A 26,541-nucleotide genomic window follows, 5' to 3' on the forward strand; every position below is an offset into this window, starting at 1 on the left:
TTAAGGACGCCGAATCCTGGGCAGTCCGTTAGGTCAGCCGCTGGCGGACGAACTGGAACGTTATCGACGCCTCCGCCGGAACGGACGCAGTGATCGAACAACTGTCGAGACGCACGTTGCAAGCGTTTCAGCTGAAAGACACCACCGCGCAGAGAAGAAGGCTCTGCGATCGCAGACGTGGATCTCCTCGACCTAGACGGTGCCGCGATGGTCGCCGCCAACCCGCAAAGCGCCTTCGTATCGAAGTGACTTCGCACCAGCGACGCCATCCACTAGGAAACGGCAAACACGATCTCACCGAGACTCGAGACACGAGACAACATCGGTGATCACGACCGTGTCGAAAAAACCGCAGTCGCGGGTTCTCTGCCTACGCCTGACGGTCGAGAAGTTCGCACCCTACAGATTATAATCCAGCCCCTCGATTTCGGGTGGCCAGGGCGGATAGACAATCGGCTTCTCCCCGAAACGCCGTTGAACCGCACGCGCGCGACGCTCGACGACATCCTCGTTGGGATCAATCTCGTCGGTGTAGATATAGACGACCTCAAACCTGCCGTCGTGACACAGATACTCCAGCTCCATCCATCGCTCTTCGCCCTCCTGCGCCTCCCACAGTTCAAGCAACGCATCAGGCAATCGCCTGTTTACCGCCCAACGATAGAGGACCTGATTGCCCAGTTCCTTGAAGATCGATTCTCCGACCATGTTGTCGTCGAGCTGGGCATAGAGGAGCGTGGGTTCGACTGGATAATCGCGATCCGCCGCCAGCAATTGCCCAATCTCGTTGAGCAGGGCGTTGATTTCGTCATTTCCCACGGTTTCTCTCCGATCGTTCGTTGCGAAACTTCGCGCTCTTTCTATTGCCGTCGACCGTCCACCATACATCGATCACCGATGCGCACCGATCCGCCATCGAACTGCGGGACGATTCTGACCGTCACGGCACGTCCGGTGCGCTTGTCTCTCGCCCATTCATCCTCGAGCACGCGATAACCGCCGCGATTGAAATTGGCATTCCGCGCGAAGTGATTGAACGCCTCGGTTGGCCAATTGAATTGCGCAGCGTTGTAGCGACCGCCATCATCCGAAGGCTGCCACTCTACGTCGCCTGCCTGCGCCTGTGCCGTGCGCGACCGCATCTTCTTGCCGGCCAGTACAAGTGCACCGGAAACGTCGCGTTCGCCCCTTGTCGTCGATCTGATATTCGTAACCGTTGCGAACTTCGCGATGCAGCTGTGGCACAATACTAAAAATTCCGGGCCGTTCTTCAAGCTTTGTCCGCGAATCTGCTGTTTGCTGCTTTCTCTTTGCTGTGGCTCTGTCTGAAACTTGCCGCTGCTGTACTGGATCATCAATCCAGAGCTCGCTCGATGAAGCCCCGCCACCCCCGAAGCGACCGCCGCCACCAGCGGTAAATCCCCCACCAGCCCAACCAATCTCGGCGTTGGGGCTTGGCTTGGCGGCTCTCGGCGATGCCGCCACTGGGCGCGAATTTATGTCTTGGGGATTGGGCGACGGAGCTGCGCGTGGCTGATGGAAATTCTACGCAGATCGAGAGTGCGGCGCCGCTGCGGATCGTGGCCGAGGACTCCCGCCGCTGCCGGACCTCCCGCTACCGGAGGATCCATTCCCCCCGGTGCGCCCGTAAGCGCGCCCCGAACGCGAGAACGTAAACCGTCCATTAGCCAGATCATGCGAAGGATTGAATTTCACTTCGAAGTCGTCGGCAGTGGTAACGGTCGGCCATCTACCGGTCCGCAACCAAACCGAAGAAGCCCGTCGCCGCTCGGTATCGGCTAGCTCGGTATCGGCTATCTGAATCGTGCCGCCCCCGCTACCTCTGGGGCAAGAACATCTGAACAACATTTTCCGGAAAATCGAGAAAACGGCATACCAGCAGGCCGTCGCAATCGACAAGGCCGCTCCAATAGGTGGCGTAGTTTAAAGACCGGCACCCCGTATAGGACAAAGACGGACACTTGGATAATTGGAAAATTTCTATATTACCCCAGACGATCGAAGAGCACCGCTGTTGACAGGATAGAACAGCGCGATTGATCGCAACTCCAGCTTTACGCTTCGTTTCGATATCTACGGCCTCGCATCCCGTATGGCCTCCAGCTCGGCCAGCCTCACAGGGTCATCCGAAGCAAGTGCTTCTTCAAGATAGAAGCCGTACGGCAAGTCACGTACCAATTCCTGCGCCTCACCGGTGTATTCCACGGCAATTATCGGAAACGCGTCGACGAGTTCCCTCAGGAAAGGTTTGTCCATCGCTTCAAGCTGACTGCCAAGAAACTCCATCACCTCGCAAGCCTCGTCGGGATCAACGACGTCGTCGTCCGACAACTCACAAAAGATGACAAAGTTAGCAATGATTCGCGCGACCTGAGCAGCTATCATGGTTTCATTACCTTGACACCAATGTTCGTGACGTTCGTTTTCTTTAAAAGTTTGAAAGCTTTAACTCTTTGGATGGGTGTAGGCACTTCCCACAGTCCAACTATATCGTGTTGTGCCAGAACATCCGCTTGGCGCAGCACCTGTGCTCGGGCATGTGGCATATCCCTTATCGCCCACTTTCGATCGACGACGTAATGCTCAAATACACCATCGAACTTGACTAGTCTTACCGAGCCATCCGCCATCGTTCGAGCCGATGCGGGCGCCAAGCCCGCCTGCGCACCAGTTGCTGCATCATTGTATGCCTTCCAGGCCTTTGTACTATTTAAATTTTCTTTCACCCAATGAATTACCGGCGGTTTATAGAGAGTCTCCGACGCAATCGCACTCGCTGCGCGTAATGCTGAGACTTTGGATATCACTGCCCCGGGCACTGCTGCCACCACGACATTGCCAGCGACTAGCCCCGTTGCTCTCCCCCAATCGTGCGCGGAGGCGTTCGCAGCGGCATCCGCTGCACGCGAGATGTGGATGCGCATCGGCGTAGCGTCGGCGACGAGCACTGCATCGATTGTACGCGCCACGCCAATCCCGATATTCTGGACTGTGGTGATGGGATTGGTCGTGAGTACGCAATACGCTCCGGTGACAGTGCCCGAGGCGACGTCGTGAAGGCCTCGCCGACTCCTCCGACGAATTCCGCAATCAGGCTTGGCGAATCGACCGGTCGCGAGGAATTGACTACCGACCGATTAGGAGGAGTTGAGTGAGCTCCCGGGCTTTTGCCAACGCGTATCGGCTTTTCGGAAGATACCGTTTCCCTGCGCGGTATCGTCGCCATTCGCAACCCTGCCCCACGCTGTCCGCGATGACCGACTCTTGGTGAACGATTACTGGGGTCCGGCTCTGGTTTCTGCCCGGCACCGCCATGGTAATGGCCTGATCCGGCAAAAGTGAACTGACCGTCGGCAGGATCATGCCAATGATTGAATTTGAACTCGACAACGTCCGGACTTGAAATGCGTGGAAGTCTGCCTGTTCGCAGCCATCGAGAAAACGCTGTCTGTCGCTCGTCATTTGCAGACTGTGCCATGCCGCCTTGCCCCCATCGATACGACGAGAACATTTGAGCAACATTTTCCAACAAGTCAAGACAACGCGCTGGCCGCCCAATCGGAAGCCAACCATCGTCCTGTACTATGCCTAGTCATCTAAAGACTGGTGCGCCATGCAGTCTGGAGCGAACCGGTCTCTCGGTACCAAACGCCTGATAAGGGTCGTTTTACAGGGGTTTTGCTTGTTAAACAGGTGGCCCTGACGGCGAAGGCGAGCACAACTCCTTGGTAATCAAGCAGAATATGTCGAAAAGCCTTAGAAACAGAACAGGTACCGATCAGGCATCACACGATTATCAACTGGATCGTTTCAAGCCGGATCCGCCCAGCGAGGTCCTTGACTGCTTCAATGGGGAAGCCCAAGTAACTCTGGTGACCCGTTAAGGCCAAGGATCCAGCTCACGGAGAGCTCCCAACATGCCGAGGCGGTTGTGCATTTCACCAGGACGGTGGTGCAAGCCGAGGGCCACTTCAGAAAAATCCTGCGCTGTTGATGTAGTTATCGCTGCATGCATCGCGCGTCGTCTGGAGTGCCATTAGCATGTCTGAAGATCCGCTTGAGCCCGCAAGCTTGCAGCGCCCGACCAATATGGCGGGCATAATTTTGCGTGTGGATTACGTCACTCCCACGCTCTTAAAACCGGTAGAACGACAGCTTCGCCGGCGCAGCCGCCAGCACATTCAGCGCGTCGCACGAAGCATGTCGGAGTTCGGCTGCCTTGTCCCAATTATCGTGGATGCCGAACTCCAGATTGTAGCCGGTCAGACCCGATTGGACGCGGCAAAGGCGCTTGGGCTAACCAGCGTGCCGGTTATTCGCGTCGAACACTTAACCGATGCTCAGCTACGTCTGTTCGCAATCGCGGACAATAAGCTGCCTGAAGGGGTGGAATGGGATAAAGACGCCCTCCGCTTCGAACTTGAAGAGATCGAACTCGTCGCCCCGGAGCTGGATCTCAGCTCAAGCGGCTTCGCCATTGCTGAAATTGACACGATGTACGGGCGGCATCGGGCGACTGAGCTTAGCGACGACGACAAGCCGGTAGCACTTGGCATTGGCGAGCCGGTCAGCCGCCTCGGCGACCGTTGGCAGTTGGGCCGGCACATACTCGGGTGCGGCGACGCCCGAGATCAAGCGCTTCTAAGTATCTTATTAGGCGGAAGAAAGGTGCGAGCGCTTGTTACCGACCCGCCTTGGAACCTGAAGATCGAAGGGGTGGTGTCAGGCAACGGTAAGAAGAAGCACACAGACTTTATCATGGCTGCCGGCGAGATGACAAAGCCAGCTTTCAGTGCATTTCTGGCAGAGTTTTTAGAGACCGCGAAGTTGCACCTCGTCGATGGAGCACTGCTCTACGTTTACATGGACTGGCGCAATTATGACGCGTTGGTCGCAGCCGCGGCGACGGCCAACTTCGAGCAGAAGAACATGCTGGTGTGGTGCAAGGACAACGCTGGCATGGGGTCGATGTACCGATCGCAACACGAGCTGATCGGCTTCTTCAAGCATGGCTCAGCGCCTCACACTAACAACATCGGCCTCGGTCGATATGGCCGCAATCGAGCCAATGTGCTCTTCTACCCAGGCATTAACAGTTTCGGGAAGGGCAGAGACGCGGCACTGGCAACGCATCCGACGTGCAAGCCGGTCGGCATGTTGGCAGACATCCTGCTCGATTGTAGCGATCCCGGTGAGGTGGTGCTGGACCCGTTTGGCGGCTCGGGCTCTACCCTGATTGCGGCAGAGAGAGTGGATCGCGTCTCCTGCCTTATCGAGCTCGACCCGAAGTACGTCGACGCGATAGCTTGCCGGTTCGAGAATGTCACCGGTACGGAAGCGATTCACGTCGAGACCGGCCTGACGTTCGCGCAGGTAGAAGCCGAAAGAAATATCACGCGCGACCCGGCTGCGACGCAGGGGGAGGCGAACCATGGCTGATTCCGATCGTCGCCCGGATGGTACTATGCTGCCTGGTCATACGGCAAACCGCCGTGGGCGCCCCCCCAAGTCGCGCAATATGCTGACTATCTTCAACGAACTTCGCGATGAGAAGATAACGTTGAAAGTCGACGGCAAGCCAGTGAAGATGACCCGATTGGAGGCGTGGACCACCAATCTCTGGAATAAAGCGATTGGTTGCGATCCAAAGGCGTCGGCGATTGTCATGGCGATCTTGCGTGCAAGCGGACAGCTCGACCCGACGCCAGGTGACGAGACGCTCGATCCGGACAGTGCGGCTGCGCTGCAGGCCCTAATCGATCGCATCTCCGGCAACGGCACCCCTATGGAAGGGGGCCTAAATGAATGACGTGCAGGCCGCCTTCGGTATGGCTTGCCGGCAGCACCTGAGCGCATTTCTCGATCGTACTTTTCGGGAGGTCTCGCCGGCGGACAGGGTAGAAATCAGCTGGTATTTACAAGCCGTCGCGTATCATTTGGAGCTGTGCTCTCGGCGAGAAATCCGGCGGCTGATAATTAACATCCCTCCCCGGCACGGAAAGTCGATTTCGGCATCAGTAGCGTTCGTCGCTTGGATGCTCGGTCATGATCCAACCGAACGTGTGGTGGCGGTGTCATACGCAGCCGATCTCGCGCTCAAGTTCGCGCGCGACACCAAGCGGGTCATGGAGACGCGATGGTACCAAGAAGTGTTCCCGGCTGCCCGTCTGGGCGGCCGGGCGGCGACACATGACTTCGAAACCACCAAGCGGGGCTCACGCTACACGACTTCGATCGACGGGGCGCTCACCGGTTTAGGCGGAAACGTGTTCGTGATCGACGATCCAAATCCGGCGAGTGACGCACATTCTGCGGCGGGCCGACAGAAAGTGATCGAGTGGTATCAAAACACGCTCGTCTCAAGGGCGAACAATGCCCGCCGCTCGGTCATCATCGTGGTTCAACAGCGAGTGCATGTCGATGATCTGTCAGGTTATTTGCTCGAGAACGAAGCAGGCGATTGGACACACCTTAACCTACCGGCAATTGCAACACGGGACGAGCGGATCGCAATCCGCTCGAACTTTTGGCACGACCGTCGGGTTGGTGATTTGCTCGACCCAATTCGAGAAGATCATGCGACCTTAGCGCAACGCCGTCGTTCAATGGGTAGCCAAACCTTCTCCGCGCAGTATCAACAGGAACCAGTACCTGACGATGGCGAAATCGTAAAATGGAGTTGGTTCAAGCGCTACACGGCAGAGTTGTCGGTCGAGGCAGGTGACCGCTATGTACAGAGCTGGGATACGGCTTCAAAGGCAGGCGAGTTAAACGACTTTTCGGTATGCACGACATGGCTGATAAAAGGGCGCGACTATTACCTGATGGATGTGTGGCGTGGCCGGGTGACCTTCCCCGATCTGAAGCGCCAAGTCTACACTCAAGCCCAGAGGTGGGGCATTGATGTACTCTTGATTGAGGACAAAGGGTCGGGCACGCAGTTGATCGCTCAGCTTCAGGAAGAAGATGACGAGCGGTTGCCACGGCCAATCGCGCGAGTTCCGAAAGAGGACAAGGTTACGCGTATGGCGGCGCAGACGGCGTGGATCGAACAAGGCCACGTGCATCTTCCACTAGAAAAGTCTTGGTTAGCAACGTTTCAATCTGAGATACTCCAGTTTCCGAACGGTAAACACGATGATCAAGTCGATAGCGTCAGCCAGTTTCTTCATTGGATAACAGAGCGATCGGACGTAGGTAAACTTATCATATTTAAAAAATAGATATTGGGTAAATTCTGGTTCTACGTTGTACGTGACTAGGTTGGCGACAGCTATTGATGTCTGCTGCCCTACAGGCTTTTACGCTTGCGGTTGTAAGTCCGAAACAGGGCATTGCCGTGGAGATCGTCGGCGTTGCCCGCCGCCGTGAGAGTAACATCGAAATAGAATCTATTGGCACAAGTTGCACTAATGGCATACGGCCCACAGCCGGTCTGCACCCCCCTGTCGCTCTAAATAGTTAACATAGTTTAGCATGGTCTACATGCACAGCTTGGCATCGGGTATGTGACCGCGTCATAGGTCACCGAGAGCAATCACTAAAATCCGATTTTCATAGACATTAGTCTCAATTCTCGCCAATCGCGTCACAAGTTAATCTATCGTAACCATGACATTGGCAAATCGCTCCTGTCCAGGAGGTTACATGGTTGCACAGTTACAAGATCAACATGACGATTTGATCCATCTTGCCGGGGCAATACTAAACGCGGCGCGCATGAGGCGGGGAGATGATTTGGTGCGACTGCGCCTTGCTTTTGTCCGAGCCGTGAAGGCGCATGTCGATGACGAGTCACTCGAGACAACCAAGGCAATTCAAGAAGGCCTACTCGGTGCTGAGCTTGTCGCCAGACACAACCGGCTGGTGATGCATTGGCGGGGAGACATCGCGCTTTGCAATAGCGAATGGCCAACCCGCCGTGTACTTGATGCGCCTGAGGGCTTTATCCGACGCTTCCTTCCACTGGTAGATGCTTTACGGGTCGCGGTAGTGTTCGAAGAGCAGAAGCTGCTAGGGCCTATCCGCAATCCACGTGTGCACGAGCACTGACCTTCTGCGGGGTTGATTGCCACTAGGGTCACGAGTCATTGATTGGAGATCTAAGATAACGGTGGCGGCGAGCGCGATAGCGGAGAAGAAGACAGTTGGGCATCGATCGTAACGACTGGCGATGCGGCGCAAGTCCTTTAGACGGCCGCATATTATTTTGATACAACTCCGGCTTCGGTAGCGGCGCTTGTCGTATTTGACGGGCATGATCCGCGATTTTCGGACCGAAATGCAGGGCGTGACGCCCTTTGCCTGAAGGGCGTACCTGCACCACTCTTCGTCGTAGCCGTGGTCGCCCAGCATCCACTGCGCCTCGGGTAGTTCGGCGAGTAGCGCGGCAGCGCCGTTGTAATCGCTGACCTGGCCAGCCGTCCTAAATAAGCTGAGCGGTCCTCCTTTGGCATCGGCGACGGCGTGCAGCTTGGTGTTCATACCTGCTTTAGTGCGTCCGATGAGGTGCCCAAGGCCACCTTATTAACCCGCAGGCTCGATGCCGCGCGGTGTGCGCTCAGGTAAGTCGCGTCGATCATGATTATCTTGGAAGTAGTACTCGCGGCGGCCAAACTCTCCATCATGGAGAGCAATACGGGCCTTTCGCCCCACCGCTTCCACTGGTTGTAGAGCATCTTGTAGGGCCATACTCCCTGGGCGCATCGCACCAACCCAAGCCGTTGCGGTTGACAAACATAATGCCGCTCCAAAAAAACCCGCGGTCATCAGCTCGGGGCCTGCAGTGCCTCTTTGAAAATATAGATCGAGCCGCGCTATCTGCTTGTTGGCCAGCCAGTACAGGTCGCTTTTCCTCGGTCCCCTCGCAAAGTCCGAATCAGATCGCGCCTCACATAAATGGATCATGGCCCTCAGGTGTTTTGCAATATTCGCATAAGGAAGCTGGACCAGGTAGTACAAAAGAGACTGTCGCCGACTTCATCGACGGTACTTAATTGATAACGGCAAAATGCTGCCCCCTTCTCTTCGCACCTTCCGCCAGGGACGTGATTTTATGAGCGAGCAACGCGCCACGACGGATGTTGCCAAGCTTTGCGGAGTAGCCATTGTGACTATTCGTAAATGGAAGATACGCGGAGATCTTCCCAGCTCACCTGGGGGCCGGGCCGGTCAGGGCGGGGGACCGAGTGCCAATGGAGCGTACAAGCTATCCAGGAACTTCATGCTGGCGTGGCTGAGAACCGAAACGGACGATACCGTAAACCCGCCAAATTTACCCAGGTAGCTCAATGACCGCGCCAACAAAAAGACTTCCGACGTTGGTTCATGTGCCCGGCCGCTGGCCCTAACCGCTCCGCCATACGTGTTGGTCAGTCGTACCACCACACAGCGGAATCAAACACCTAATAGGTTAGTTGCAAGATAATCGTGTCGCCGTAGCTCCCGGGCACCGCTGATTGCCCGCCAGCGATCGTCCCATAGAGCGTATCGGTTCGTGACGCAGTTATAAGCCCGACCAGCGGGGCGATCGTTCCGGTCACCATCGACGTTCCGGCAACCCCGTCTCCCGCGACGCGGGTCCGGGCGGCATCGGTATAAATCTGGTAGTTTAGCCGGTTGCCATTGTTGTCAAGGTACCGCGTGGCGGGCGTGGCGCCCTGCCCCGCGCCAATGGCGATCGAATAGGTCCCGGCAATAATCAGCGCGGTGCACGTCGTCGTGACCGTAGCGGTCGTGTTGACGGCGGCCTTGGTCAGTGGATTGTAGGCACCAAACGCCATAGGCACCGCAGATATCGCGCAGGACTGCGCCTGCGCGGGCCCCACCCACCCTACCATTCCAAGGATCGTCAGCAGTAGCGCCGCCGCAACAATCCTAAACGGCCGAAAGAGCAAGCCTGGCGGGTTCATGTCCGTGTCTAACGCCAACCGCCGATCAGTAGGTGATCGTCGCGGTCAACGTGTCCGAATATGCGCCCGGCGTCGGCAATTGCCCGGCGGGAATGCGACCGTAGACGTTAAGGGACTGGCTCGACCCAGTTCCTGTGCCTGCGACAGTGTTGGTGTTGATCGTCGAGCCCCACAGCGTCGAGCGCGCCGCATCGCTGTAAACGGTATATGTAAGCGTCTGCGCTCCGTTGCTCATCTTGCGCTGTGCGACCGTAGCACCGGTCCCGCTCCCCGTGTCGAGCGACACACTGTAGGTCGTGGTGTTGGTGCAGTTGACGCCGATAGTTGTAGCCGCATCCAATTGATTCGATGAATAGGTGCCGAAGGCGAGCGGGTTTGCAGCGATCGCGCAGGTAGCCTGCACATTCGCCGAAACCGCCATCGACGAATTGCTGGTCGCAGCCTGTACTTCGCCTGCCATGCCCAAAGTTGACAGCACCGACATAATGACCGCAGCATGTCGGAGGCGCAATGTTACCTTTTCTGTCATTATGTATCCTTTTGTTCTATTGTTTTATACCCAACTTGTTGTACTTCTAAGTTGTTAATGCAATGTTAAAGCGTATTTTTACGAAATTTTGTTCCATTGTGGTCTTATATATTATGGCGTCGTCGGATGGCGCCGACATAGGACGCCGACTTCGCCCCCGAGGTCGTCTCCGCCGGAGGGCGGAAAGCTTGCGTCGCAGCGCGTGTCATCAGGCAGGGTCGCGGTAAGCCTGTGCTGCCCGGGGAGATCGGGGAAATACACTTGGCCATCGAAGCCGCTTGTCGTCACCACCGCGCCGTCGTCCACGACGATGCTCGCGCCCGGCGGGACGAACGCTCCACTCTCCAGCCGGAGCGTAAGCAACAATTCATGCTGCCGTCGAATTCCGAACCGCGCCACCACTCCCGACCGGGCGTTGGGGGCAACCTGCGTGTCAAGCCTGTCCCAATGCGTATCGAGGGGAAGGTCGCCGGGATCGATTGAGATGGCGTTGGGCTGATAGGAGACCAGCCCAGGCACCAACAGCTTGCCGTTCCGACCGGTGTGCCCTGCGGGACGGTTGTTGACCATGACCGCGACATTCGAAAACCCTTGCGTGTCGATCAGCGCGAACCCGTCGCTGATTGTCGGTGCCGCATAGACGCTTCCGCCGAGCAAGACGACACTGCCTTGCGCGGTCGCCTGTAGCGCCGTCGAGCGGCCCGACCGGTCGATCCCCACCCCGACCTGCGCCACGCTTCCACGATACGACATTTCCCCGAGCAACCGATCGCTTGCGCCATGTCCGCCATAGACGTGCCAGCCGATGTCGCCCGGCGCCACCGCCGGGTCGCTCGCTTCGACCACCGCTTGCCGCGACGCGCTTTCGAACGACCCGCTGATTGTGCGTTGCCCCCCGAGGCGAAGGGTGACGCCGACCGAGATGGCGCGATCGTGAATGCACAGATTGTCATAAGCAGTGACGTACAGATAAGCGCGTCCGAAAACGTCGCGCGAATAGGTGCCGGACACGATCGACGCACGCCCCGGGTCGATCACGGTCGCCACGCCGGATACGAAGGCGGGCCGAATCGGGCGTTGCACAACGTCCGTGAAGGCTACGTTGAACGACCCTTGGCGTCCGAGGACCAACCCGGCGTTGACCTGCACCGTGCGACCGGCAGAAAGATCGTCCGCGATCAGGCCGAGATCGCGAAAGTGCTTGCTCGGCAAAGACGCCGAAGCCCCGAAATGATATTGACGAGTCGTCCGCTCGATCGCGACATAGGATTGCCATCCGGTCCCGGCGGACGATCGGCTTCCGCCGAGCGCCACACTCGCGACCGCAAAACGACCGATGCCGATCGTGGCGCCCCCCGTCACCAAAGCGAGTCCGCCAAACGTCTCGGCATGCCCCTCTACCGTCAGCCCCGGGGTGATGCCGCGCCGCAGAGTTCCGAACGCCGCCGGTCTCCCATAAGCGAAGCTTTCTGCACCGTAACCCTTGCGGATCGCACCGGCCTCGAACGAATACGCCCACAGGCCGGGCTTCAACAACGTCTGACTGACGTAGAAGGACGAAGTCTGCACGACGCTGCGTCCGGTGATGTCGCGAACTGCCACCGACACTTGACCAGCCCCGGTTACGATCGGAAGCTGCGGCACCGCGAACGGCCCCGCCTCGACCGACGTGCTGAGTTGCCGAACGCCGTTGACGAAAACGTCGAGCGTCGACGGCACCGTCGCGCCCCCGGTAATGATTGGGACGGGGTAAGTGATCAGGTCGGGGCGCAGCGCGAAGTCGGTCGAGACTTGCACCCCGCCGAGCCGAAGCGGATGGGTATAAGGCAAGGCCCCCGAAATTACGTCCCCCGCCGAATAGGTCCGAGACCGTTTCGGATCGGAATAGGCGTAGGTGCTGGCAAGCCGGACCGCATGAAAGCCGGTGCGCGAATGCCCGACGATGAAGTCGTTCTGGAACGTGCCAGACCCGCCGAATACCCGCGCCGAACCATAACCATAAGCGTCGAACGTACCCTCATGCGCGGTCGCGGTTATATCGTAATTGAGCAACACCCCCATCGGCGAGCTACTCGTCCGCACTTGTTCGCGCCCCAAGTCGCCCGTCACCCGGTGCACCGCCAAGCCGCGAACCGGAACGGTCAGCGCGATCGTCTGCGCGAGTTCGTCAACTATGGCCGGCACGCTGACGATCTCTGCCAGATCAACGAGAGCATCGTCGGCGGTCGCCGTGGGCGTAGCAAAGCCGAGTGCGCGCAATTCCTCGGCGGTCGCGAACAACCGTCCGTCCTTTTCCTGGAACGCGCCGACCTTCTCGGTATCTACGCCGTTGACGACTACTTCGAGCAGGAGATCGCGTGGCCCCGCCGCCTGCGCGGTCGCGAGCGACGCGGGGACGAACAGTGATACCGCGAACAGCCACCCGGCAAGAGCATTAAGCGGCAGGCACGATCGGCGCATCTGCCTCCACCCTGCCTTGGTCCGATGTGGCGGAGACGTGCAAAGTCGCACCTGCTGCGGCCCAGCCGGACGTCCCCGCCTCGACCGGAATCGCGACTTCGCTCCCCGCCAGAACGTATCGAAAGGTAAATCCCGGCACGGTCGCCGCTTGCGGAAGGTTCAACGCAGAGATCTTGGCGCGGCGCGTCCCGTCGTTGCGGATGACGAGCGTGCGCTTGACCGGGTCTGCTCCGACCAGCTTCCACGTCAGGCGCGCGCGTGCCGCGCCGGCGGCGGCGGCGAAGACGGGCAGTGAGATCCGCAAAGCCACCCGAATTGAGCCGGCATCCGCCGTAGCCGGGAGCTGATCGACCAGCAGTCGGTACGACGCCTCGCGTTCCAATGCGGCCTTGCGCAGCACGATCCGTACGGTTTGCGTATCCCCTGCGGCCAGTGTGCTAAACGGCGGGCTGACGACCATCTCCCTCGTCGGATCGAGCTGCTCGCCACCGACCGGTTGGGACCACGCGAACGACCGGATCTGCACAGTTGTCGGCGTCGTTCCGCGATTGGTGATGCGGATGGTGCTCGACAACCGACCCGCGGGGAGATCAACCGTAATCGGCGCGATCTCAAGAGACTGCGCGGTCGCAGCGGCGCTAGTTGAGATAATTCCAACGACTGTCGCCCAACAACCGGATTTATGTCCTAAGATGCTCATATGGTTACCAATATTCCGCCATTCCTTAACGGAACAAAAATTTTGGATAGGTGTTACCTAAAGTTACAAGATGAACAGCATTTCAGCCGACCCAGAAGATCGAACCTGGTTGGCTACGTGTTACCATGATGAAGAGCCGATGAAGATACTGTGGAACGTAATCATAGCAGCTGTGGTGATAACGCTGAGTGGATCGCCATCCGCGCTCCATGCCCAGCCTGTCGCATCGACTTCCAGCACGTCGATCGCCGTCGGCGCAGTAGTGGCGGATTGCTCAGCGGTTACGGTGTCGGGCTCAACAGCGCTGATGCCCATTGGCGTTGGGTGCGGGAAGAACTCTGCTGTTTCGCCGGAAATCCAGCAATGCCTGTCTTCGGACGACTACCGCTGCGCGAACGCTCTCGGCACGGATCGTGTGCGAACAAAACCCTTACGCTCGCTAAAGCAACTTTATTTTTAAACTGCTAATTGTGTAGTTTTTCATTGCTAAAAACGCGTCTAATATAATATCTAGCAGAACGGAGGCTCTTGCTGCAAAGCGCTAGTCTTCTGTGTTATCGTATTGTCGCGTGGGGTTCGGCTATGTAGAGCGGATGCGTACTATTGTGAAGATTTATAACTTGCTGAGGGTAAGTAGTCATTCGAATGGCGCGCTGATATCCAGCGGCTAATCAAGCGAAGTTTACCAAATCGATCGGTGCCGGAGCGGCGGGTTGGCCCGATTTTTAGTTTCGGGTTATATACTACCGTTGCCATTGCAACAGCCCCGCTTTTGGTTCTACGATACTTTCGAAACATCCGGCTCATAAAGCAAGTGGTGACGCGATGGAGTGTTGTGTACGGGTTATGCCAGGAGCAATCCTTTGGGGCGAATAGTCTCTATCGCGATTGTCGAGGAGGACGACGACCTACGCAGCGTTTTTACGCGCTATTTGACGCAGGCCGGGATGGATGTTTTTGGTTACAGGACGATTGGCGCATTAGAGGACTATTGGGCGAACGCTACGGGACCTGATATCCTCGTGTTAGACGTCGATCTTCCAAGGGAGAACGGGTTCATAGCAACCGCCCGCATTCGCGCGCGCTCGATGGTTGGAATCATCATGGTCACGAGGCGGACCGAACATGAGGATCGACTGCTCGGTCTCTCCATGGGGGCCGATCATTACCTCGCAAAGCCGATTGACCTGCGCGAGCTCGAAAGCATCATCCGCAATCTCGCGCGACGCCTTTTCGAAAGGCGCGAAACCGGCGCCAATGCGATACCCGAACAACCGATATGGACGCTAAGGCGCGACGAATGGCGTCTGATTGCGCCAAACGGCGCTGTCGTTGACCTGTCCGCGGCCGAGCATCAGTTGCTCACCTCAATCCTTGAACAGCCGGGACGTGCCAATTCTCGCGATTCGATCAACGCAAAACTGGGAAAACCGATGCTTGACGCGCAAAACCGGAGCCTCGACGTGCTCATGTCGCGCGTCCGCCGCAAGATTGAAGCGGCGACCGGACTCGCTCTGCCGCTCCGCGCAGCACGCGGAACTGGCTACGTTTTTACCGGGCAAGCAAGGATTGAGGGCCCGCCCGAGGCATAAGCGCGCGATCTGCCGGCGCATCGCCCGCTGACGAGGAATTGCCCATGCTCTCGTCCGAACCACTCCCGATCGTCAGTCTGCGACATGAATTGCGCAACAAGATCAGTATTGTTCGTCGATCGGCAGACATGTTGGAGATGGAACGGAAGCCTCCCCTGCGGACGAGCGTAGAACGTCGATCGGATGCGGCGGGCCCGCCTCGACGCGATCGCACTGATCGATTCCCCGACACTGACAGCCTCCGCGCCTGGCCCCAAGGTCGCGGCTGCCGATCGGGATGTTGAATGGATTGTCGGATCGCGTGATCAAACAGCGGTGAACCTGTCGTTCGCCCCCCCCATATTCGACTAAGTCGTAAGCGCATAAAACATTTCGGGAGAAGGTCGCTGGACCCGCCGGTATCGAGGTCGAATAATCCGGTGGCGTGGGACATTGTCGCCGCAACCTCAACATCCACATCGGATAGAACCATATGAAACGGGCTGGCTGCCTTCTACCACATATAGCCGTTCACCGGTCGGATGTGCGAAAAAAGCGGTCTCAATCATGGCTATGCGATAAACAGGCGACTTCGGTCCTGAACCGTTAATTTGAAACGCCATTCGTCCAAAAGCGGACTTTCAGACGTACGTATGTCGTCAGATCTGCCGGCTACGCATGCCGAACATTTTGACATGCAACCAAAAGCGGTGTGGCAAATTTCGCAAATCTATTAACCTTTTGTAGATATCCGTGTCGCAAGACAGGCTGTGTGAAGCTGCGAGTTTAGCAACGATGCTGTGGAAGCTGTTTCGAGAACGCTTGCGGGCTCGCGCCGTCGAGAGGCTCGGCGTAGTCGGCAGTGTAGCTGATTCTAGCTTTGATCGGTTCGTCCAGCAAGCGGCTGAGGCGTTCGACGCACCAATGTCACTGCTCACGCTGCTCCACGATGATATGCTGTGGGTGAAGGCCACGACAGGCGTCCAGATGCACTGTGCGCCTCGAAACGAAAGTTTCTGCAACCACGCTGTCGACCGTGCCGAGTTGCTTGAAGTTTGCGACGCCAGTGTTGACCCGGTTTTCCAAACATTCCCCTCTGTCACCGGCGAGCCGTACATCCGCTATTATCTGGGAGCACCTTTGACCCTTCTGGATGGTACCGATTTTGGAGCTCTTTGCGTGCTCGACACGCAATCCCGCGCACCAGCGTCACGCGACCAGCGCGCCTACCTAGTAGGACTTGCGCGACAAGCCAGTCAGGCGATGGAACGGGACGCCCACATCAAGGGCAGCCTTGCAGCATGATGGAAGTTGCTGCCTGCATCGTGCAGGAGCACGATCTGCGGTTGGTCATCATTGCGATCGTTGTCGCGCTGGTCGGATCAGCTGCAACTGTGCAACTTTTCGGGCGAATTTTGGCATCGCAGGGAAAAAGCCGGCTTGGGTGGATTGTGCTCTCCTCGGTTGGTACAGGCACGATGGTCTGGTGCACGCACTTTGTCGCGATGATGGGATTTCGCGCTGGTTTTCCTGTGACGCTCAACCCCGAGCTGACGCTAGCTTCGCTCGCTGTCGCGATCGCGCTCGCAGCACCTGGTCTGGCGTTGGCGGCTTCACACCGACGAACCCTTGTGCCCGTTGGCGGCGCCGTGGTTGGCATCGCGATCTCGACGATGCATTACACAGGCATGATGGCGTACCGGATCGACGGCATTGTCGAGTGGCGCTGGCCATTCGTGATCGCTTCGGTGCTACTGTCCTCTACGCTTTCTGCCTTGGCGTTTAATACCTTCCGCACCAGTCGGCCGGGTCGACGAGTAGGCGGATGCCTGCTGCTCGGGCTGGCGGTCGCCATGCTGCATTTCACAGGGATGGCCGCAATCAAAGTGTCTGCGCTGACCCTGAGCGCAGAACGTGGCCTCTCTGATACCGCCATGACGCAGCTAGCGCTTGGAACGGCCTGCGCGGGCCTTCTGTTTATCGGCTGCGCTGCGGTAAGTGCGCTGATCGATGGGGAAACTCAAAACGATGCCTACCGCCGGATGCGACGTATGGCTTTGCACGACGGCCTCACCGACCTTCCAAACCGGCAAGCATTCAACGAAGAGCTCACGATCCGGCGCGAACGTAAAGGCGGCACATCGCATCTTGCCGTGATTATGATTGATCTTGCTCGTTTTAAAAACGTCAATGATACCTATGGACATCAAGCGGGTGATCAGCTCTTGATGGCGCTAGCAGATCGCATGACGAGTGCCCTACTCGCAGGGGAATGCATTTCGCGTCTTGGCGGGGATGAGTTCGCCGCTCTAATCTCTTACACGGACCGATCCGATCTGGATGATTTCTTAAGACGGATCAGTGAGGTGTTCACCGAGCCATTTTTGTTCGTGCGGTTCTCCGCAACGATTGGTGCTAACATTGGAGTAGCTCTTGCCCCGCAGGACGGTACGGACGCCGACCTCTTGCTCGCGCGCGCCGATCTCGCCATGTACCGTGCGAAAAGCGAACATTCGACGGCACCTTGCTTCTACGATGCCACGATGGACGACGTTTCCCGCAGCAAGCGAGAGCTGGCTAGTGAACTCCGGGACGCAATCACCAAGGGCGGGTTCGAACTACATTATCAAGTGCAGGCCGAAATCGCGACTGGGGAAATCAGCGGGTATGAGGCTCTGGTTCGTTGGCAGCATCCCTCGCGCGGGCTGATCGCGCCGATGACTTTCATCCCACTTGCTGAAGAGACTGGGAGCATCATTCCACTCAGCAACTGGATTATTGCCCAGGCTTGCTTCGAGGCGGCGCTCTGGCCAAACCAACATGTCGTGGCGGTCAATCTGTCGCCGTTGCACCTCTCTGATCCTGGGTTGATCGACATGGTGCGCTACGCCTTGGAGAACAGCGGCCTCTCGCCGTCACGGCTCACGATTGAGCTGACCGAAAGTGCAATTATCCACGATCGTCGCTATGCGCTCGAGCAGCTCGTAGCGTTGAAAGCCCTGGGCGTGGGGCTGGCGCTAGACGATTTTGGTGTTGGTTACTCCTCGCTCGACGTTCTTCGGTCGTTCGCGTTTGATCGCATCAAACTCGACAAATCGTTTGTCGACGAACTTGAGACCGACGAACAAGCGGTTGCTCTGCTTCAAGCTATTGTCGCGCTGGGAACCACGTTGCACATCCCTGTGCTGGCAGAAGGCATCGAAGTACCGAACCAGCTGCGTATTGCTGCCGATGCCGGTTGCTTCGCACTTCAAGGCTACCTAATCGGCAAACCATCACGTAAATTGGTGGATCCAACGATCGTTCGTTCAACGGTGTGCCAAGCGACATCGAGAAACTTGGACGTTAGCTTGGTAGCGTAACGGACAGATTGTGGCAGCCGCTTCGCAACAAGCAAATGATTCCAGCAGTCCGCGTACAGATCGTCCAAAACGCTTCTGCCGACCTCAATTAGCGACCACCGTGTGTTTCCTGATGACGCACAACGGGCAGTAACCGATGTCCGCCGCCAGCCGCCCCTTCAAGATGCCAAACTGGTCCAATAAACGCGCAATCATCCGCTTACACGCGGTGAGATCGGCCTGCCGGATCGTATCATGCTGGACGGCAAAGCGAGCAACGGCATTGTCAAAATCCACCAGGCAGTTGGTCGACTACACGCAAAAAGCCTGTATGCCGTTCGCGAAGGTCTTGCGTGATGCCGGATTAGGGAATGCCAGAAACTTGGGCACCGCCGGTGTCGAAGCTCCGGATGCTGATCGTCATTTATTGCATGGGCATCCGCTCAGAGCGGAAACTATGCGACAAAGGGCATCAAACTTGGCGTATCGCTCATCCGAACTGCGCCCCGCCTTCTTTTCACTTCCGTTCCGCCTTGCCCGCAATCAACGGTTAGAAGGTTTTCAGTACGGCACTCGCCTTTACCCAAGGTCGCGAGCCCGGAACCGCGCAGCGTCGGACACCATCAGGCCACCGTACTTAGACTGCCAGCTGCAAAAGGTAGCATCGCCAATCCCGTGCTTGCGAAATAGATCAGCGGTCTTCACGCTGGACTCGTCCGCTCGTAGCACCCCAATGATCTGGTCGTCAGTAATCGTCTTCGCCGCATCATTCATCTCCATCTGACGGGCCATCTTACTAATGGGATAATTTCTGGGGAGCAGGTCAAAGCTGATACAAGCGGTCAAACATTCGCAACAACTGCTCGACCTTCCATTTTGACAGAACGATAGCCGTCTCGGACCCTACTCTCTTCCAAGGAGCCCGTTTTGTCATTGGGCGCTCAGGATTCTTCCAATATTCGACCTTTGTCTAATGGCTCGCTGGTTATTAGCGGCACGAGTGGCTTGCGCTAACCAAATTTAAAGCGTTGTTGTGGATATGCTTATCAAGCCGTTCATCACGATGTTTTCGACGCATTAGGTGACGATGCACGGTCAACTGGCTAGTTGGACGCAGCGGCAAGCATGAAACACGATGTTACATCCAATCCACTAGCCACCTCTTGGCCGCTGCTAGATACGCTTGCCGCCGCACAGCAGGAAGCCGATCACTATCGGACCAGCGTGGAGATGGCACGGCATATCAGTTGGAGCGCAGACGCAAGCGGCGCCATCCGCACCGTCAGCGCACGATGGACGGAGGTTACCGGCATCGATGCAACCAAGGCGCTAAATGATGGCTGGCTTGACGCACTCTACCCAGACGATGTGGAACGAACCATGTGCGCATGGCGCTTGGCGCTTGAGACGGCATCGTCGATAGACGTCGACTATCGACTGCAGACGTCGAGCGGCTACCGTTGGTTCCGCTCCTGTGCGTCGCCTCGCTTCTGTCCCGACGGGGAAGTGCTTGCCTGGTTCGGGACGTTAGAAGATATTGACGACCGAAAGCGGGCCGAGACCTCATTGCTCGCAAGCGAAGAACGTTTCCGTTTAGCCGCTGAGGCGGCGGGTGTCGGCGTTTGGGACTATGATGCCCTACTCGGTCGTCGTCTCTGGTCGGACGTATTCCGCGCAATGATCGGCCTTGCGCAAGATGTCCCGGCAGAGCCTGCCACCGCGCTCGCTTTGGTCGTTTTGGAGGACCGGCCAGTCTTACAACAGCTCGTCGACTCAATCAATTCCGGCGACACTCATCCTCGCTTCGAGCTGACGGTCCGCATCCACCGCGCCAACGATGGCGCACTTCGCTGGATGCAGACGAGCGGCTGGCGGGTTAAAGCGGCGAACGGGCGGATAGAACGTATCCTAGTTACAGTCCGCGATGTTACTGAGCAGCTTACGGCAGAACACCGTGTCCGCTGGGCGGCTGAACACGACCATCTGACCAAACTTATCAACCGCGCCGCCTTCAACCGCTTGCTCGATGACGCGATTGGACGAGCGGATCAGTCGGACACAGCAGTGCTCACGCTGGCATTGTTCGACGTAGACCATCTTAAAGAGATCAACGACACTGTAGGGCACGATGCCGGTGACCTGCTGCTACGTGCCGTTGCCGACCGGCTAGTTGCGGCCTTGGGCGACGACGTGGTCGTGGCGCGCCTGGGCGGGGATGAGTTCGCGGCAATTGTAGAAGCGTCGCCTGACGAAGCAGCGGAAGATCGCCTTCGGTTTGCGCTTCGCGCACTGCGTCAGCCTATCTTGGCCGACTCGATTACGCTTGAGTGCCAGGCAACGGCAGGTATCGCCTGCTATCCAAAGGATGGGCAGAACGCGCGTGATCTGCTTAAAACGGCTGACCTCGCACTCTACGCCGGCAAGGCGAGCGCGCGAGGCGAACTTTCGCGGTTTCGTCCGGAGATGCGCGCTAACATGCAGCGCCGCACATCGATGCTTTCCGTGGCCCGAATGGTCGCGCGTGATGATCGCGTAATGCCCTTCTACCAACCGAAAGTCAGGCTAAACGACGGTGCTCTGTCGGGTTTCGAGGCGCTGCTACGCTGGCGGCATGATACTCTAGGTATCCAGGGGCCTGACACGATCGCTGCAGCATTTGACGATCTGACTGCAGCCACGTCCCTTGGTGAGCGGATGCTGCAAGGGATCTGCGGTGACCTAGCGCGCTGGCGCGACGAAGGCCTAACGCTCACGCGCGTGGCACTTAACCTCTCGCCAGCTGAGTTCCGTCGCGAGGATCTGTTTGACCGCATCATGGGTCAGCTACACAACCACGGCTTACCCGCGACGCTTCTTGAGCTCGAGGTGACCGAAACCGTGTTCCTCGGCCGCGGTGCTGAGAGCGTCGGAGACACATTAGCCTCCTTCCACAATGCCGGAGTCACAGTCGCACTCGACGACTTCGGCACAGGGTACGCCTCACTCAAACACTTGCGAGAATACCCCGTCGACGTGATCAAAATTGACCGCAGCTTCGTAGCAGACCTTCTAACAGAGCCTAGCGACGCTGCCATTGTCGACGCGGTGCTTGGACTGGCACACCAGCTTGGCATTGCGGTCGTCGCCGAAGGCGTCGAAACGCCAGAGCAGGCGGCCTATCTGCTCACGCGAAACTGTAGCCATGCGCAAGGCTATCTGTTTGGCAGACCCATGCCCGCAGATAATGCGCGGAAGCTTCTTGCCGCAGGTGCGCCGACAGGCGCTGGCCATCACTAAATAAGCACAGCGCTAGCGTCCGGGATCTAAGGCAAGCCTGATCCGTCCCAATGTAACAAGGCCCAAACTGGGACATTCGCGCGCCCTTCCCCGCCTCCCACTTTCGGACATTCGTTCATATTGTCAGACGGCATCGCTTGGCGACCTTAATCGGCTACCTGTTCGGCTCAAATGAAGGTGAGCCGTTGGCCGCTTTCGGAAGGCGGACGGCAACGGCTGCACCGCGACACGTCGATCAGTCGAACCTATTTCCAGCGGCAATTCGGGCTCGGTTCGAGGTTAACGACGCTGACAGCATTCAATTGGTCGGCTGGGTCACAAGTTCTGCGGCATCCATCGCTTCGCGCAGCTTAGCTAGTCCCCGGCGAACCCAGCTTTTCATAGTTCCAACAGGCACCCCCTGACGATCCGCCATTGCTGCATGGGTAAGACCGCCAAAAAAGGCACCATAAATGGCTTCGCGCTGGCACTGCTGTAGCAATGCAAGAGATGCGAGTAAGCCGGCCGAGGCTTCCAGTTGCAACATCGTTTCACTGATCAGCGGTACAGGGTCTGCAAACTCGCAAGCCCCGTCAATGGGATCGAACTTCCATTTGTATTGTGCCCTCTGCCAATCAATCGAGCGATTCCTCGCAATTGCTGACATCCATGCGATCGCGCTGCCCCGGCTAGTATCAAACGTATTCGCGCGCTTCCATATTATGAGATAGGCCTCATGCAGCATGTCTTCTGCCGCTCCTCGATCATTACAAACACGAAGGCATATGCCGAAGATCTTAGACGAGGTTAGCTTATAGAGTTCGCGAAATGCCTCACGATCTCCATTACCAGTGCGATATAGTGACCAAGCTAATAACTGTGGAGGGCTTAGCTGCTCACGATCAGCTGAAACGATCCATTCTGGTAAATCGGCCATCGAAATTCCCGCTAGGAGCGGGAGCGCTATGTCTCTCAGTCGTTAGCGCTCAAAAAACGGCTGACGATTATCGTGTAACTTCCACAGCTCATATTAGTTTCACGAAAAATGGACACATGGCTCGTTACCCAAACCTCGATTCGTCTTACGACAATTCTAGGTAGCGTCCAGACTTTCTAAGCCCCGTACTGCCACTTATTAGTTTTTCTGCTTCTGTCGCATTGTTACTAACTTGTTTTGGCCAATTAATAGCGCGTTGCGACGGCGAGTGGAACCCACCGCGCTAGCAGACATTCGGTTTGTCGCGGTCAGGACCCTTATTCGAAGAGCCTGCGCCAACAGCTCAATCTTCAGTACCGCCTCCTCTCTTCCGAAAGCGGACAGTTTACCATTGACTAGCCACCGGTTCGGTTTGAGGCTGATACGACCCATGGTTGGCCATTTGCGCGCCCCTGCCCGTTTCCCAACTTCAGACACTCATTCATCCGCCCGCCCTTCGATCTGGCTAACAAGTGCGACCGCAGCCCAACCCGACATTCCGGCTGACAACTATGAGAGGGAAACAGCGTGTACCGCTGATACCACCGACTGTGTATCAAGAATCATGCAGCTGACCTCATTATCTCTAGCAGCCAGGTCCAAAGCAGGCGACAGCCTCCCAATTTGGGGTAGCTGAATGGCGGACGGCGTCAGACAGGGGCGCGGCGGTATACCCGTCCGTCCGACCACTTGGCGTGAGCGGCTGGGTGCACTGCGCAATCTACCACCCTTCCTTGCCATGGTCTGGGACAGCAGCCGGCTGCTAACTGCCACAACGGTCGCCGTGCGGCTGGTGCGAGCGCTTCTGCCCGTCGCGACGCTGTTCGTAGGCAAGCTTATTATCGACGAGGTCGTCCACCTTACCCATTTAACGGCACGTCCGGTTGGACTCGCGGGATGGCTGGGCTCCGGGCTGCTCGGTCGGCTGGAGGCACTTCTGCTGGCCGAGTTCGCTTTAGCGGTCGCTTCCGACCTCCTCGGCCGAATCGTGTCGCTCGTCGACGGACTCCTCTCCGACCGTGTCAGCAATGACGCGAGCGTAAGGTTGATGGAGCACGCTGCTACCTTGGACCTCGCGGACTTCGAGGACGCAGCCTTCCAGGATCGCATGGATCGCGCGCGTATGCAGGCGAGCGGGCGCATGTCGCTGATGGGGCAGCTGTTCGGACAGGCCCAGGACATCGTCACGGTCGCGACCTTCGCCGCGGGCCTGGTCGTTTACGCCCCGTGGCTGATCGTGCTGCTTGCGGTCGCCCTTGTGCCCTCGTTCCTCGGCGAAGCGCACTTTAACGCTCTAAGCTACGCGCTCAGCTACATGCGAACACCCCAGCGGCGGGAGCTGGATTATGTACGCCAGGTCGCCGCCAGCGCGGACACAGCCAAAGAGGTCAAGATCTTCGGCCTCAGCCCTTTTCTTATCGACCGCTATCGCACCATCTCACGCGACACTTACAGCGCGAGCCGACGGCTGGCGCTGCGCCGGGCGGTTTGGGGCTCGGGCTTCGCGGCTCTTGGCACGATCGCCTATTACGCCGCCTACGCCTACATTGCTTGGCGAGCAGTGACTGGGGCGATCACCATTGGCGACCTCACTTTCCTTGCGGCCTCGTTCCTGCGGCTCCGCGGGCTACTGGAAGGACTGCTTACTGGCTTTTCTTCGACCGCCGGCCAAGCATTGTACATCGACGACCTGTTCTCCTTCTTTCGGACCGAGCCCGGCATCCACTCACCGGAGGGAGCGCTGCCATTCCCCGATCCCGTTCGCCAAGGCTTCGTTTTCGAGAATGTTGGCTTTCGCTATCCAAGCGCCGAACGATGGGCGGTACGGCACCTGTCCTTCACGCTGGGACCGGGCGAGGTGGTTGCACTGGTCGGTGAGAACGGCGCAGGCAAGACCACGCTCGTGAAGCTGCTGGCCCGGCTGTACGATCCGGTAGAGGGCCGCGTTCTGCTAGATGGACGCGACTTGCGCGAATACGATCTTGACGGTCTGCGCGCCGCGATCGGCGTGATCTTTCAGGACTTTGTGCGGTACAATTTGCCTGCCGCCGACAACATCGCCGTCGGGCGCATCGAGGCGCGCGGAGATCGTGAGCGGATCGAGGCGGCAGCGTCCGCCGCGCTCGCCGACGATGTTGTTGCCAAACTGCCCGACGGTTACGACCAGATGATCGGCAAGCGGTTCCGGAACGGTGTCGACCTGTCCGGTGGCGAATGGCAGAAGATGGCGATCGCTCGCGCCTACATGCGCGATGCCCAGGTCTTGATCCTCGACGAACCTACCGCAGCGCTGGACGCGCGCGCCGAGTACGAGGTGTTCCAACGCTTCCGGGAACTGAGCACGGGACGCTCTGCGGTGCTGATCTCGCACCGCTTCTCCAGCGTTCGCATGGCAGACCGTATCTTAGTGCTTAGCGACGGCAAGGTGGAGGCATCAGGTACCCATGACGACCTGCTTGCTGCAGGGGGACGCTATGCTGAATTGTTCGAGCTTCAGGCCGCTGGCTATCGATGATCCACCGTGACCCAAACTCTGACATTCAAACGCGCTTCCCCGTCTCCCACTTCCGGACGTTCATTCATGAAGTCTAAACGTAGTTCCTCATGATCCGCGTTTGTTCGGGGTTCGACAGAACTGGGAACCCTGCTGCAATGGTTCCGGCAGCCGCTTGATCTATGACGCCCTGAATCGCGTTGCCGCCTCAGGCGATAGGTCTAAGCTGCTGATAACCTCGAGGGTCCCCCAAGGATCAACTTGGCCAGGGCTGCAGTTAAGGTCACCTCCGAACTGCAGCCCGCCTCCAGTAGCTAGCGATCGTTCAACGCCTGCCGCGCCGCAACGGTCAGCTCGCTGAAGGCGGACTGCCATCTTCCGCCCACCATGTGCCTGAATGTCTTGAACTGGGCGCTAGCTGCTGGTCCGCTTTGCGGCTGGCAAGACCCGCATCCGGCCATTCGAGGCGCCTTTTCAGATCCTCAACATCTGCCATTCGTTAATGCCATCTGGAGACTGGTTTCAAGGCAGGCGGATCGTCCGCGGAACGGCGATAGCTGGTGGAGAGCGGACATTGCGCATTGTTGCGGTTCCGCGCACGTCTCGGCAATGAAAAGATCGATTGCACTCCTTTCCGTCGGTTTGGCAATTTCCGGGTGCGGAACGGGAGAGCGCCCGTTTCGAATGGTGCAGTTCTGCTTGGGCGACATGGGTCAGATTGCGACTATGAACACGGTGCTTCGGGAAGTCGCGGCAGCCAACAAGCTCCCGTTTTACGACAACAGCAAAGCAACCGAAGCTGACCTTAACTCGGCGGCTAAGGTCCAGCACGACCTACCAGTGGCGCATCCGACCGTGAACGTCGGAACGGTAGGGCGCAATACAATGGGGTTTAGCGCAGGAAATTTTGCTGAGGCACCTTCACAGATCGTCGTCGGCTTCTCGAAAGGCGGCGACATCCCGAAGGCTCGAAAATTGTCCGATGACGTAGTGCAGGCGCTTTCAAGGCGGTGGAGCGTTCGCGAAGTGCCCGACGTGGAAACGAGCGGCGCATTCCCGTTGAAGGATTGCACCGGCTGACAGCCCTATGTCCGATATTGGGCGCAAGCGGAACGGCAGCTTTGCGTCCGCCAAGACCCAATAAGCGACACTCACAGGTCGTTTCCCCTCCCCTTAAATCGGACGCTCATTCATCCTCTGGCTTTGGCGCGTGCTGGCGCGACAGCTCGGACGTCCGAGGGCGCGGCCTGGTCGAGAGCGACGGGAGACTTGCTACCTCGCAT

At 57.9% G+C, this 26,541-nt stretch carries 22 protein-coding genes and 1 pseudogene; 10 read left to right on the forward strand and 13 right to left on the reverse strand.

The window, feature by feature from the left end; genetic code table 11:
* Window positions 1-399: 399 nt before the first annotated feature.
* The 4 genes from QBJ92_RS02120 to QBJ92_RS02135 all read right to left on the reverse strand — a co-directional run bounded on the left by QBJ92_RS02120 (window position 400) and on the right by QBJ92_RS02135 (window position 2,990).
* Window positions 400-819: a hypothetical protein gene (locus QBJ92_RS02120; protein WP_277968039.1), complete on the reverse strand. Its 420-nt coding sequence runs from the start codon at window positions 817-819 to the stop codon at window positions 400-402.
* A 41-nt stretch (window positions 820-860) separates the two neighbouring features.
* Window positions 861-1,409, reverse strand: a complete 549-nt coding sequence (locus QBJ92_RS02125; RefSeq protein ID WP_277968040.1) for a DNA/RNA non-specific endonuclease — start codon at window positions 1,407-1,409, stop codon at window positions 861-863.
* A 685-nt stretch (window positions 1,410-2,094) separates the two neighbouring features.
* Window positions 2,095-2,406 (reverse strand): hypothetical protein, encoded by a 312-nt coding sequence (locus QBJ92_RS02130; RefSeq protein WP_277968041.1) that lies wholly within the window; start codon window positions 2,404-2,406, stop codon window positions 2,095-2,097.
* On the reverse strand, window positions 2,403-2,990 hold the full coding sequence (locus QBJ92_RS02135) for a hypothetical protein (RefSeq protein ID WP_277968042.1): 588 nt from the start codon (window positions 2,988-2,990) through the stop codon (window positions 2,403-2,405). Before QBJ92_RS02135 ends, QBJ92_RS02130 begins: the two co-directional genes overlap by 4 nt.
* Window positions 2,991-4,062: 1,072 nt before the next feature.
* Here QBJ92_RS02135 and QBJ92_RS02140 point away from each other — a divergent pair.
* The 4 genes from QBJ92_RS02140 (at window position 4,063) to QBJ92_RS02155 (ending at window position 8,073) form a co-directional block, all read left to right on the forward strand.
* Window positions 4,063-5,460 (forward strand): site-specific DNA-methyltransferase, encoded by a 1,398-nt coding sequence (locus QBJ92_RS02140; RefSeq protein ID WP_277968043.1) that lies wholly within the window; start codon window positions 4,063-4,065, stop codon window positions 5,458-5,460.
* Window positions 5,453-5,830 (forward strand): DUF5681 domain-containing protein, encoded by a 378-nt coding sequence (locus tag QBJ92_RS02145; RefSeq protein ID WP_277968044.1) that lies wholly within the window; start codon window positions 5,453-5,455, stop codon window positions 5,828-5,830. Before QBJ92_RS02140 ends, QBJ92_RS02145 begins: the two co-directional genes overlap by 8 nt.
* Complete coding sequence (terL, locus tag QBJ92_RS02150) at window positions 5,823-7,244, forward strand: phage terminase large subunit (protein WP_277968045.1); 1,422 nt, start codon at window positions 5,823-5,825, stop codon at window positions 7,242-7,244. The genes QBJ92_RS02145 and terL overlap by 8 nt, the downstream gene beginning before the upstream one ends.
* A gap of 424 nt (window positions 7,245-7,668) precedes the next feature.
* Window positions 7,669-8,073, forward strand: coding sequence for a hypothetical protein (locus QBJ92_RS02155; protein WP_277968046.1), 405 nt, complete (start codon window positions 7,669-7,671; stop codon window positions 8,071-8,073).
* 54 nt (window positions 8,074-8,127) lie between these two features.
* Here QBJ92_RS02155 and QBJ92_RS02160 read toward each other — a convergent pair.
* The 6 genes and pseudogenes from QBJ92_RS02160 to QBJ92_RS02185 all read right to left on the reverse strand — a co-directional run.
* Window positions 8,128-8,928, reverse strand: a pseudogene (locus QBJ92_RS02160) (IS5 family transposase); the annotation flags it as partial.
* Window positions 8,929-9,425: 497 nt separating this feature from the next.
* Window positions 9,426-9,932 (reverse strand): spore coat protein U domain-containing protein, encoded by a 507-nt coding sequence (locus QBJ92_RS02165; RefSeq protein WP_277968047.1) that lies wholly within the window; start codon window positions 9,930-9,932, stop codon window positions 9,426-9,428.
* Window positions 9,933-9,957: 25 nt separating this feature from the next.
* Window positions 9,958-10,461: a Csu type fimbrial protein gene (locus QBJ92_RS02170; RefSeq protein WP_277968048.1), complete on the reverse strand. Its 504-nt coding sequence runs from the start codon at window positions 10,459-10,461 to the stop codon at window positions 9,958-9,960.
* Window positions 10,462-10,572: 111 nt separating this feature from the next.
* Window positions 10,573-12,921, reverse strand: a complete 2,349-nt coding sequence (locus QBJ92_RS02175; RefSeq protein WP_277968049.1) for a fimbria/pilus outer membrane usher protein — start codon at window positions 12,919-12,921, stop codon at window positions 10,573-10,575.
* Window positions 12,896-13,621 (reverse strand): fimbrial biogenesis chaperone, encoded by a 726-nt coding sequence (locus QBJ92_RS02180; RefSeq protein WP_277968050.1) that lies wholly within the window; start codon window positions 13,619-13,621, stop codon window positions 12,896-12,898. The genes QBJ92_RS02175 and QBJ92_RS02180 overlap by 26 nt, the downstream gene beginning before the upstream one ends.
* 120 nt (window positions 13,622-13,741) lie before the next feature.
* Complete coding sequence (locus QBJ92_RS02185; RefSeq protein WP_277968051.1) at window positions 13,742-13,936, reverse strand: hypothetical protein; 195 nt, start codon at window positions 13,934-13,936, stop codon at window positions 13,742-13,744.
* 548 nt (window positions 13,937-14,484) lie between these two features.
* Between QBJ92_RS02185 and QBJ92_RS02190 the strand changes: the two genes are divergently transcribed.
* The 3 genes from QBJ92_RS02190 (at window position 14,485) to QBJ92_RS02200 (ending at window position 18,554) form a co-directional block, all read left to right on the forward strand.
* Entirely contained in the window at window positions 14,485-15,213 is a 729-nt protein-coding gene (locus QBJ92_RS02190) for a response regulator transcription factor (RefSeq protein ID WP_277968052.1), read from the forward strand.
* A 774-nt stretch (window positions 15,214-15,987) separates the two neighbouring features.
* Entirely contained in the window at window positions 15,988-16,497 is a 510-nt protein-coding gene (locus tag QBJ92_RS02195) for a GAF domain-containing protein (RefSeq protein ID WP_277968053.1), read from the forward strand.
* Window positions 16,494-18,554: a putative bifunctional diguanylate cyclase/phosphodiesterase gene (locus tag QBJ92_RS02200; RefSeq protein ID WP_277968054.1), complete on the forward strand. Its 2,061-nt coding sequence runs from the start codon at window positions 16,494-16,496 to the stop codon at window positions 18,552-18,554. The genes QBJ92_RS02195 and QBJ92_RS02200 overlap by 4 nt, the downstream gene beginning before the upstream one ends.
* 84 nt (window positions 18,555-18,638) lie before the next feature.
* On the opposite strand, the gene QBJ92_RS02205 is transcribed toward QBJ92_RS02200, so the two are convergent.
* A complete protein-coding gene (locus QBJ92_RS02205; protein WP_277968055.1) occupies window positions 18,639-18,830 on the reverse strand; it encodes a hypothetical protein in 192 nt (63 codons plus the stop codon).
* Window positions 18,831-19,112: 282 nt separating this feature from the next.
* Window positions 19,113-19,325: a transposase gene (locus QBJ92_RS20610; RefSeq protein WP_431358355.1), complete on the reverse strand. Its 213-nt coding sequence runs from the start codon at window positions 19,323-19,325 to the stop codon at window positions 19,113-19,115.
* Window positions 19,326-19,658: 333 nt separating this feature from the next.
* Here QBJ92_RS20610 and QBJ92_RS02210 point away from each other — a divergent pair, with 333 nt between their 5' ends.
* Window positions 19,659-21,809: a putative bifunctional diguanylate cyclase/phosphodiesterase gene (locus tag QBJ92_RS02210; RefSeq protein ID WP_277968056.1), complete on the forward strand. Its 2,151-nt coding sequence runs from the start codon at window positions 19,659-19,661 to the stop codon at window positions 21,807-21,809.
* Window positions 21,810-22,107: 298 nt separating this feature from the next.
* Here the strand turns inward: QBJ92_RS02210 and QBJ92_RS02215 are convergent, their stop codons facing one another.
* Window positions 22,108-22,725, reverse strand: coding sequence for a sigma-70 family RNA polymerase sigma factor (locus QBJ92_RS02215; protein WP_277968057.1), 618 nt, complete (start codon window positions 22,723-22,725; stop codon window positions 22,108-22,110).
* A 676-nt stretch (window positions 22,726-23,401) separates the two neighbouring features.
* Here QBJ92_RS02215 and QBJ92_RS02220 point away from each other — a divergent pair.
* Together QBJ92_RS02220 and QBJ92_RS02225 are read left to right on the forward strand one after the other, a co-directional pair.
* Entirely contained in the window at window positions 23,402-25,279 is a 1,878-nt protein-coding gene (locus tag QBJ92_RS02220; protein WP_277968058.1) for an ABC transporter ATP-binding protein, read from the forward strand.
* Window positions 25,280-25,984: 705 nt separating this feature from the next.
* Window positions 25,985-26,338, forward strand: coding sequence for a hypothetical protein (locus QBJ92_RS02225; protein WP_277968059.1), 354 nt, complete (start codon window positions 25,985-25,987; stop codon window positions 26,336-26,338).
* Window positions 26,339-26,541: the final 203 nt, after the last annotated feature.

It is taken from the genome of Sphingomonas echinoides (assembly GCF_029623395.1).
Lineage (GTDB): Bacteria > Pseudomonadota > Alphaproteobacteria > Sphingomonadales > Sphingomonadaceae > Sphingomonas > Sphingomonas echinoides_A.

Bases quoted from the DNA above. Each gene is read 5' to 3' on its own strand.
- QBJ92_RS02130 (WP_277968041.1), bottom strand. From the start codon at position 2,406: ATGATAGCTGCTCAGGTCGCGCGAATCATTGCTAACTTTGTCATCTTT.
- QBJ92_RS02140 (WP_277968043.1), top strand. From the start codon at position 4,063: ATGTCTGAAGATCCGCTTGAGCCCGCAAGCTTGCAGCGCCCGACCAAT.
- QBJ92_RS02145 (WP_277968044.1), top strand. From the start codon at position 5,453: ATGGCTGATTCCGATCGTCGCCCGGATGGTACTATGCTGCCTGGTCAT.
- terL (WP_277968045.1), top strand. From the start codon at position 5,823: ATGAATGACGTGCAGGCCGCCTTCGGTATGGCTTGCCGGCAGCACCTG.
- QBJ92_RS02155 (WP_277968046.1), top strand. From the start codon at position 7,669: ATGGTTGCACAGTTACAAGATCAACATGACGATTTGATCCATCTTGCC.
- QBJ92_RS02165 (WP_277968047.1), bottom strand. From the start codon at position 9,932: ATGAACCCGCCAGGCTTGCTCTTTCGGCCGTTTAGGATTGTTGCGGCG.
- QBJ92_RS02170 (WP_277968048.1), bottom strand. From the start codon at position 10,461: ATGACAGAAAAGGTAACATTGCGCCTCCGACATGCTGCGGTCATTATG.
- QBJ92_RS02175 (WP_277968049.1), bottom strand. From the start codon at position 12,921: ATGCGCCGATCGTGCCTGCCGCTTAATGCTCTTGCCGGGTGGCTGTTC.
- QBJ92_RS02180 (WP_277968050.1), bottom strand. From the start codon at position 13,621: ATGAGCATCTTAGGACATAAATCCGGTTGTTGGGCGACAGTCGTTGGA.
- QBJ92_RS02185 (WP_277968051.1), bottom strand. From the start codon at position 13,936: ATGGGCATCAGCGCTGTTGAGCCCGACACCGTAACCGCTGAGCAATCC.
- QBJ92_RS02195 (WP_277968053.1), top strand. From the start codon at position 15,988: ATGCTGTGGAAGCTGTTTCGAGAACGCTTGCGGGCTCGCGCCGTCGAG.
- QBJ92_RS02200 (WP_277968054.1), top strand. From the start codon at position 16,494: ATGATGGAAGTTGCTGCCTGCATCGTGCAGGAGCACGATCTGCGGTTG.
- QBJ92_RS20610 (WP_431358355.1), bottom strand. From the start codon at position 19,325: ATGGCCCGTCAGATGGAGATGAATGATGCGGCGAAGACGATTACTGAC.
- QBJ92_RS02210 (WP_277968056.1), top strand. From the start codon at position 19,659: ATGAAACACGATGTTACATCCAATCCACTAGCCACCTCTTGGCCGCTG.
- QBJ92_RS02215 (WP_277968057.1), bottom strand. From the start codon at position 22,725: ATGGCCGATTTACCAGAATGGATCGTTTCAGCTGATCGTGAGCAGCTA.
- QBJ92_RS02220 (WP_277968058.1), top strand. From the start codon at position 23,402: ATGGCGGACGGCGTCAGACAGGGGCGCGGCGGTATACCCGTCCGTCCG.
- QBJ92_RS02225 (WP_277968059.1), top strand. From the start codon at position 25,985: ATGAACACGGTGCTTCGGGAAGTCGCGGCAGCCAACAAGCTCCCGTTT.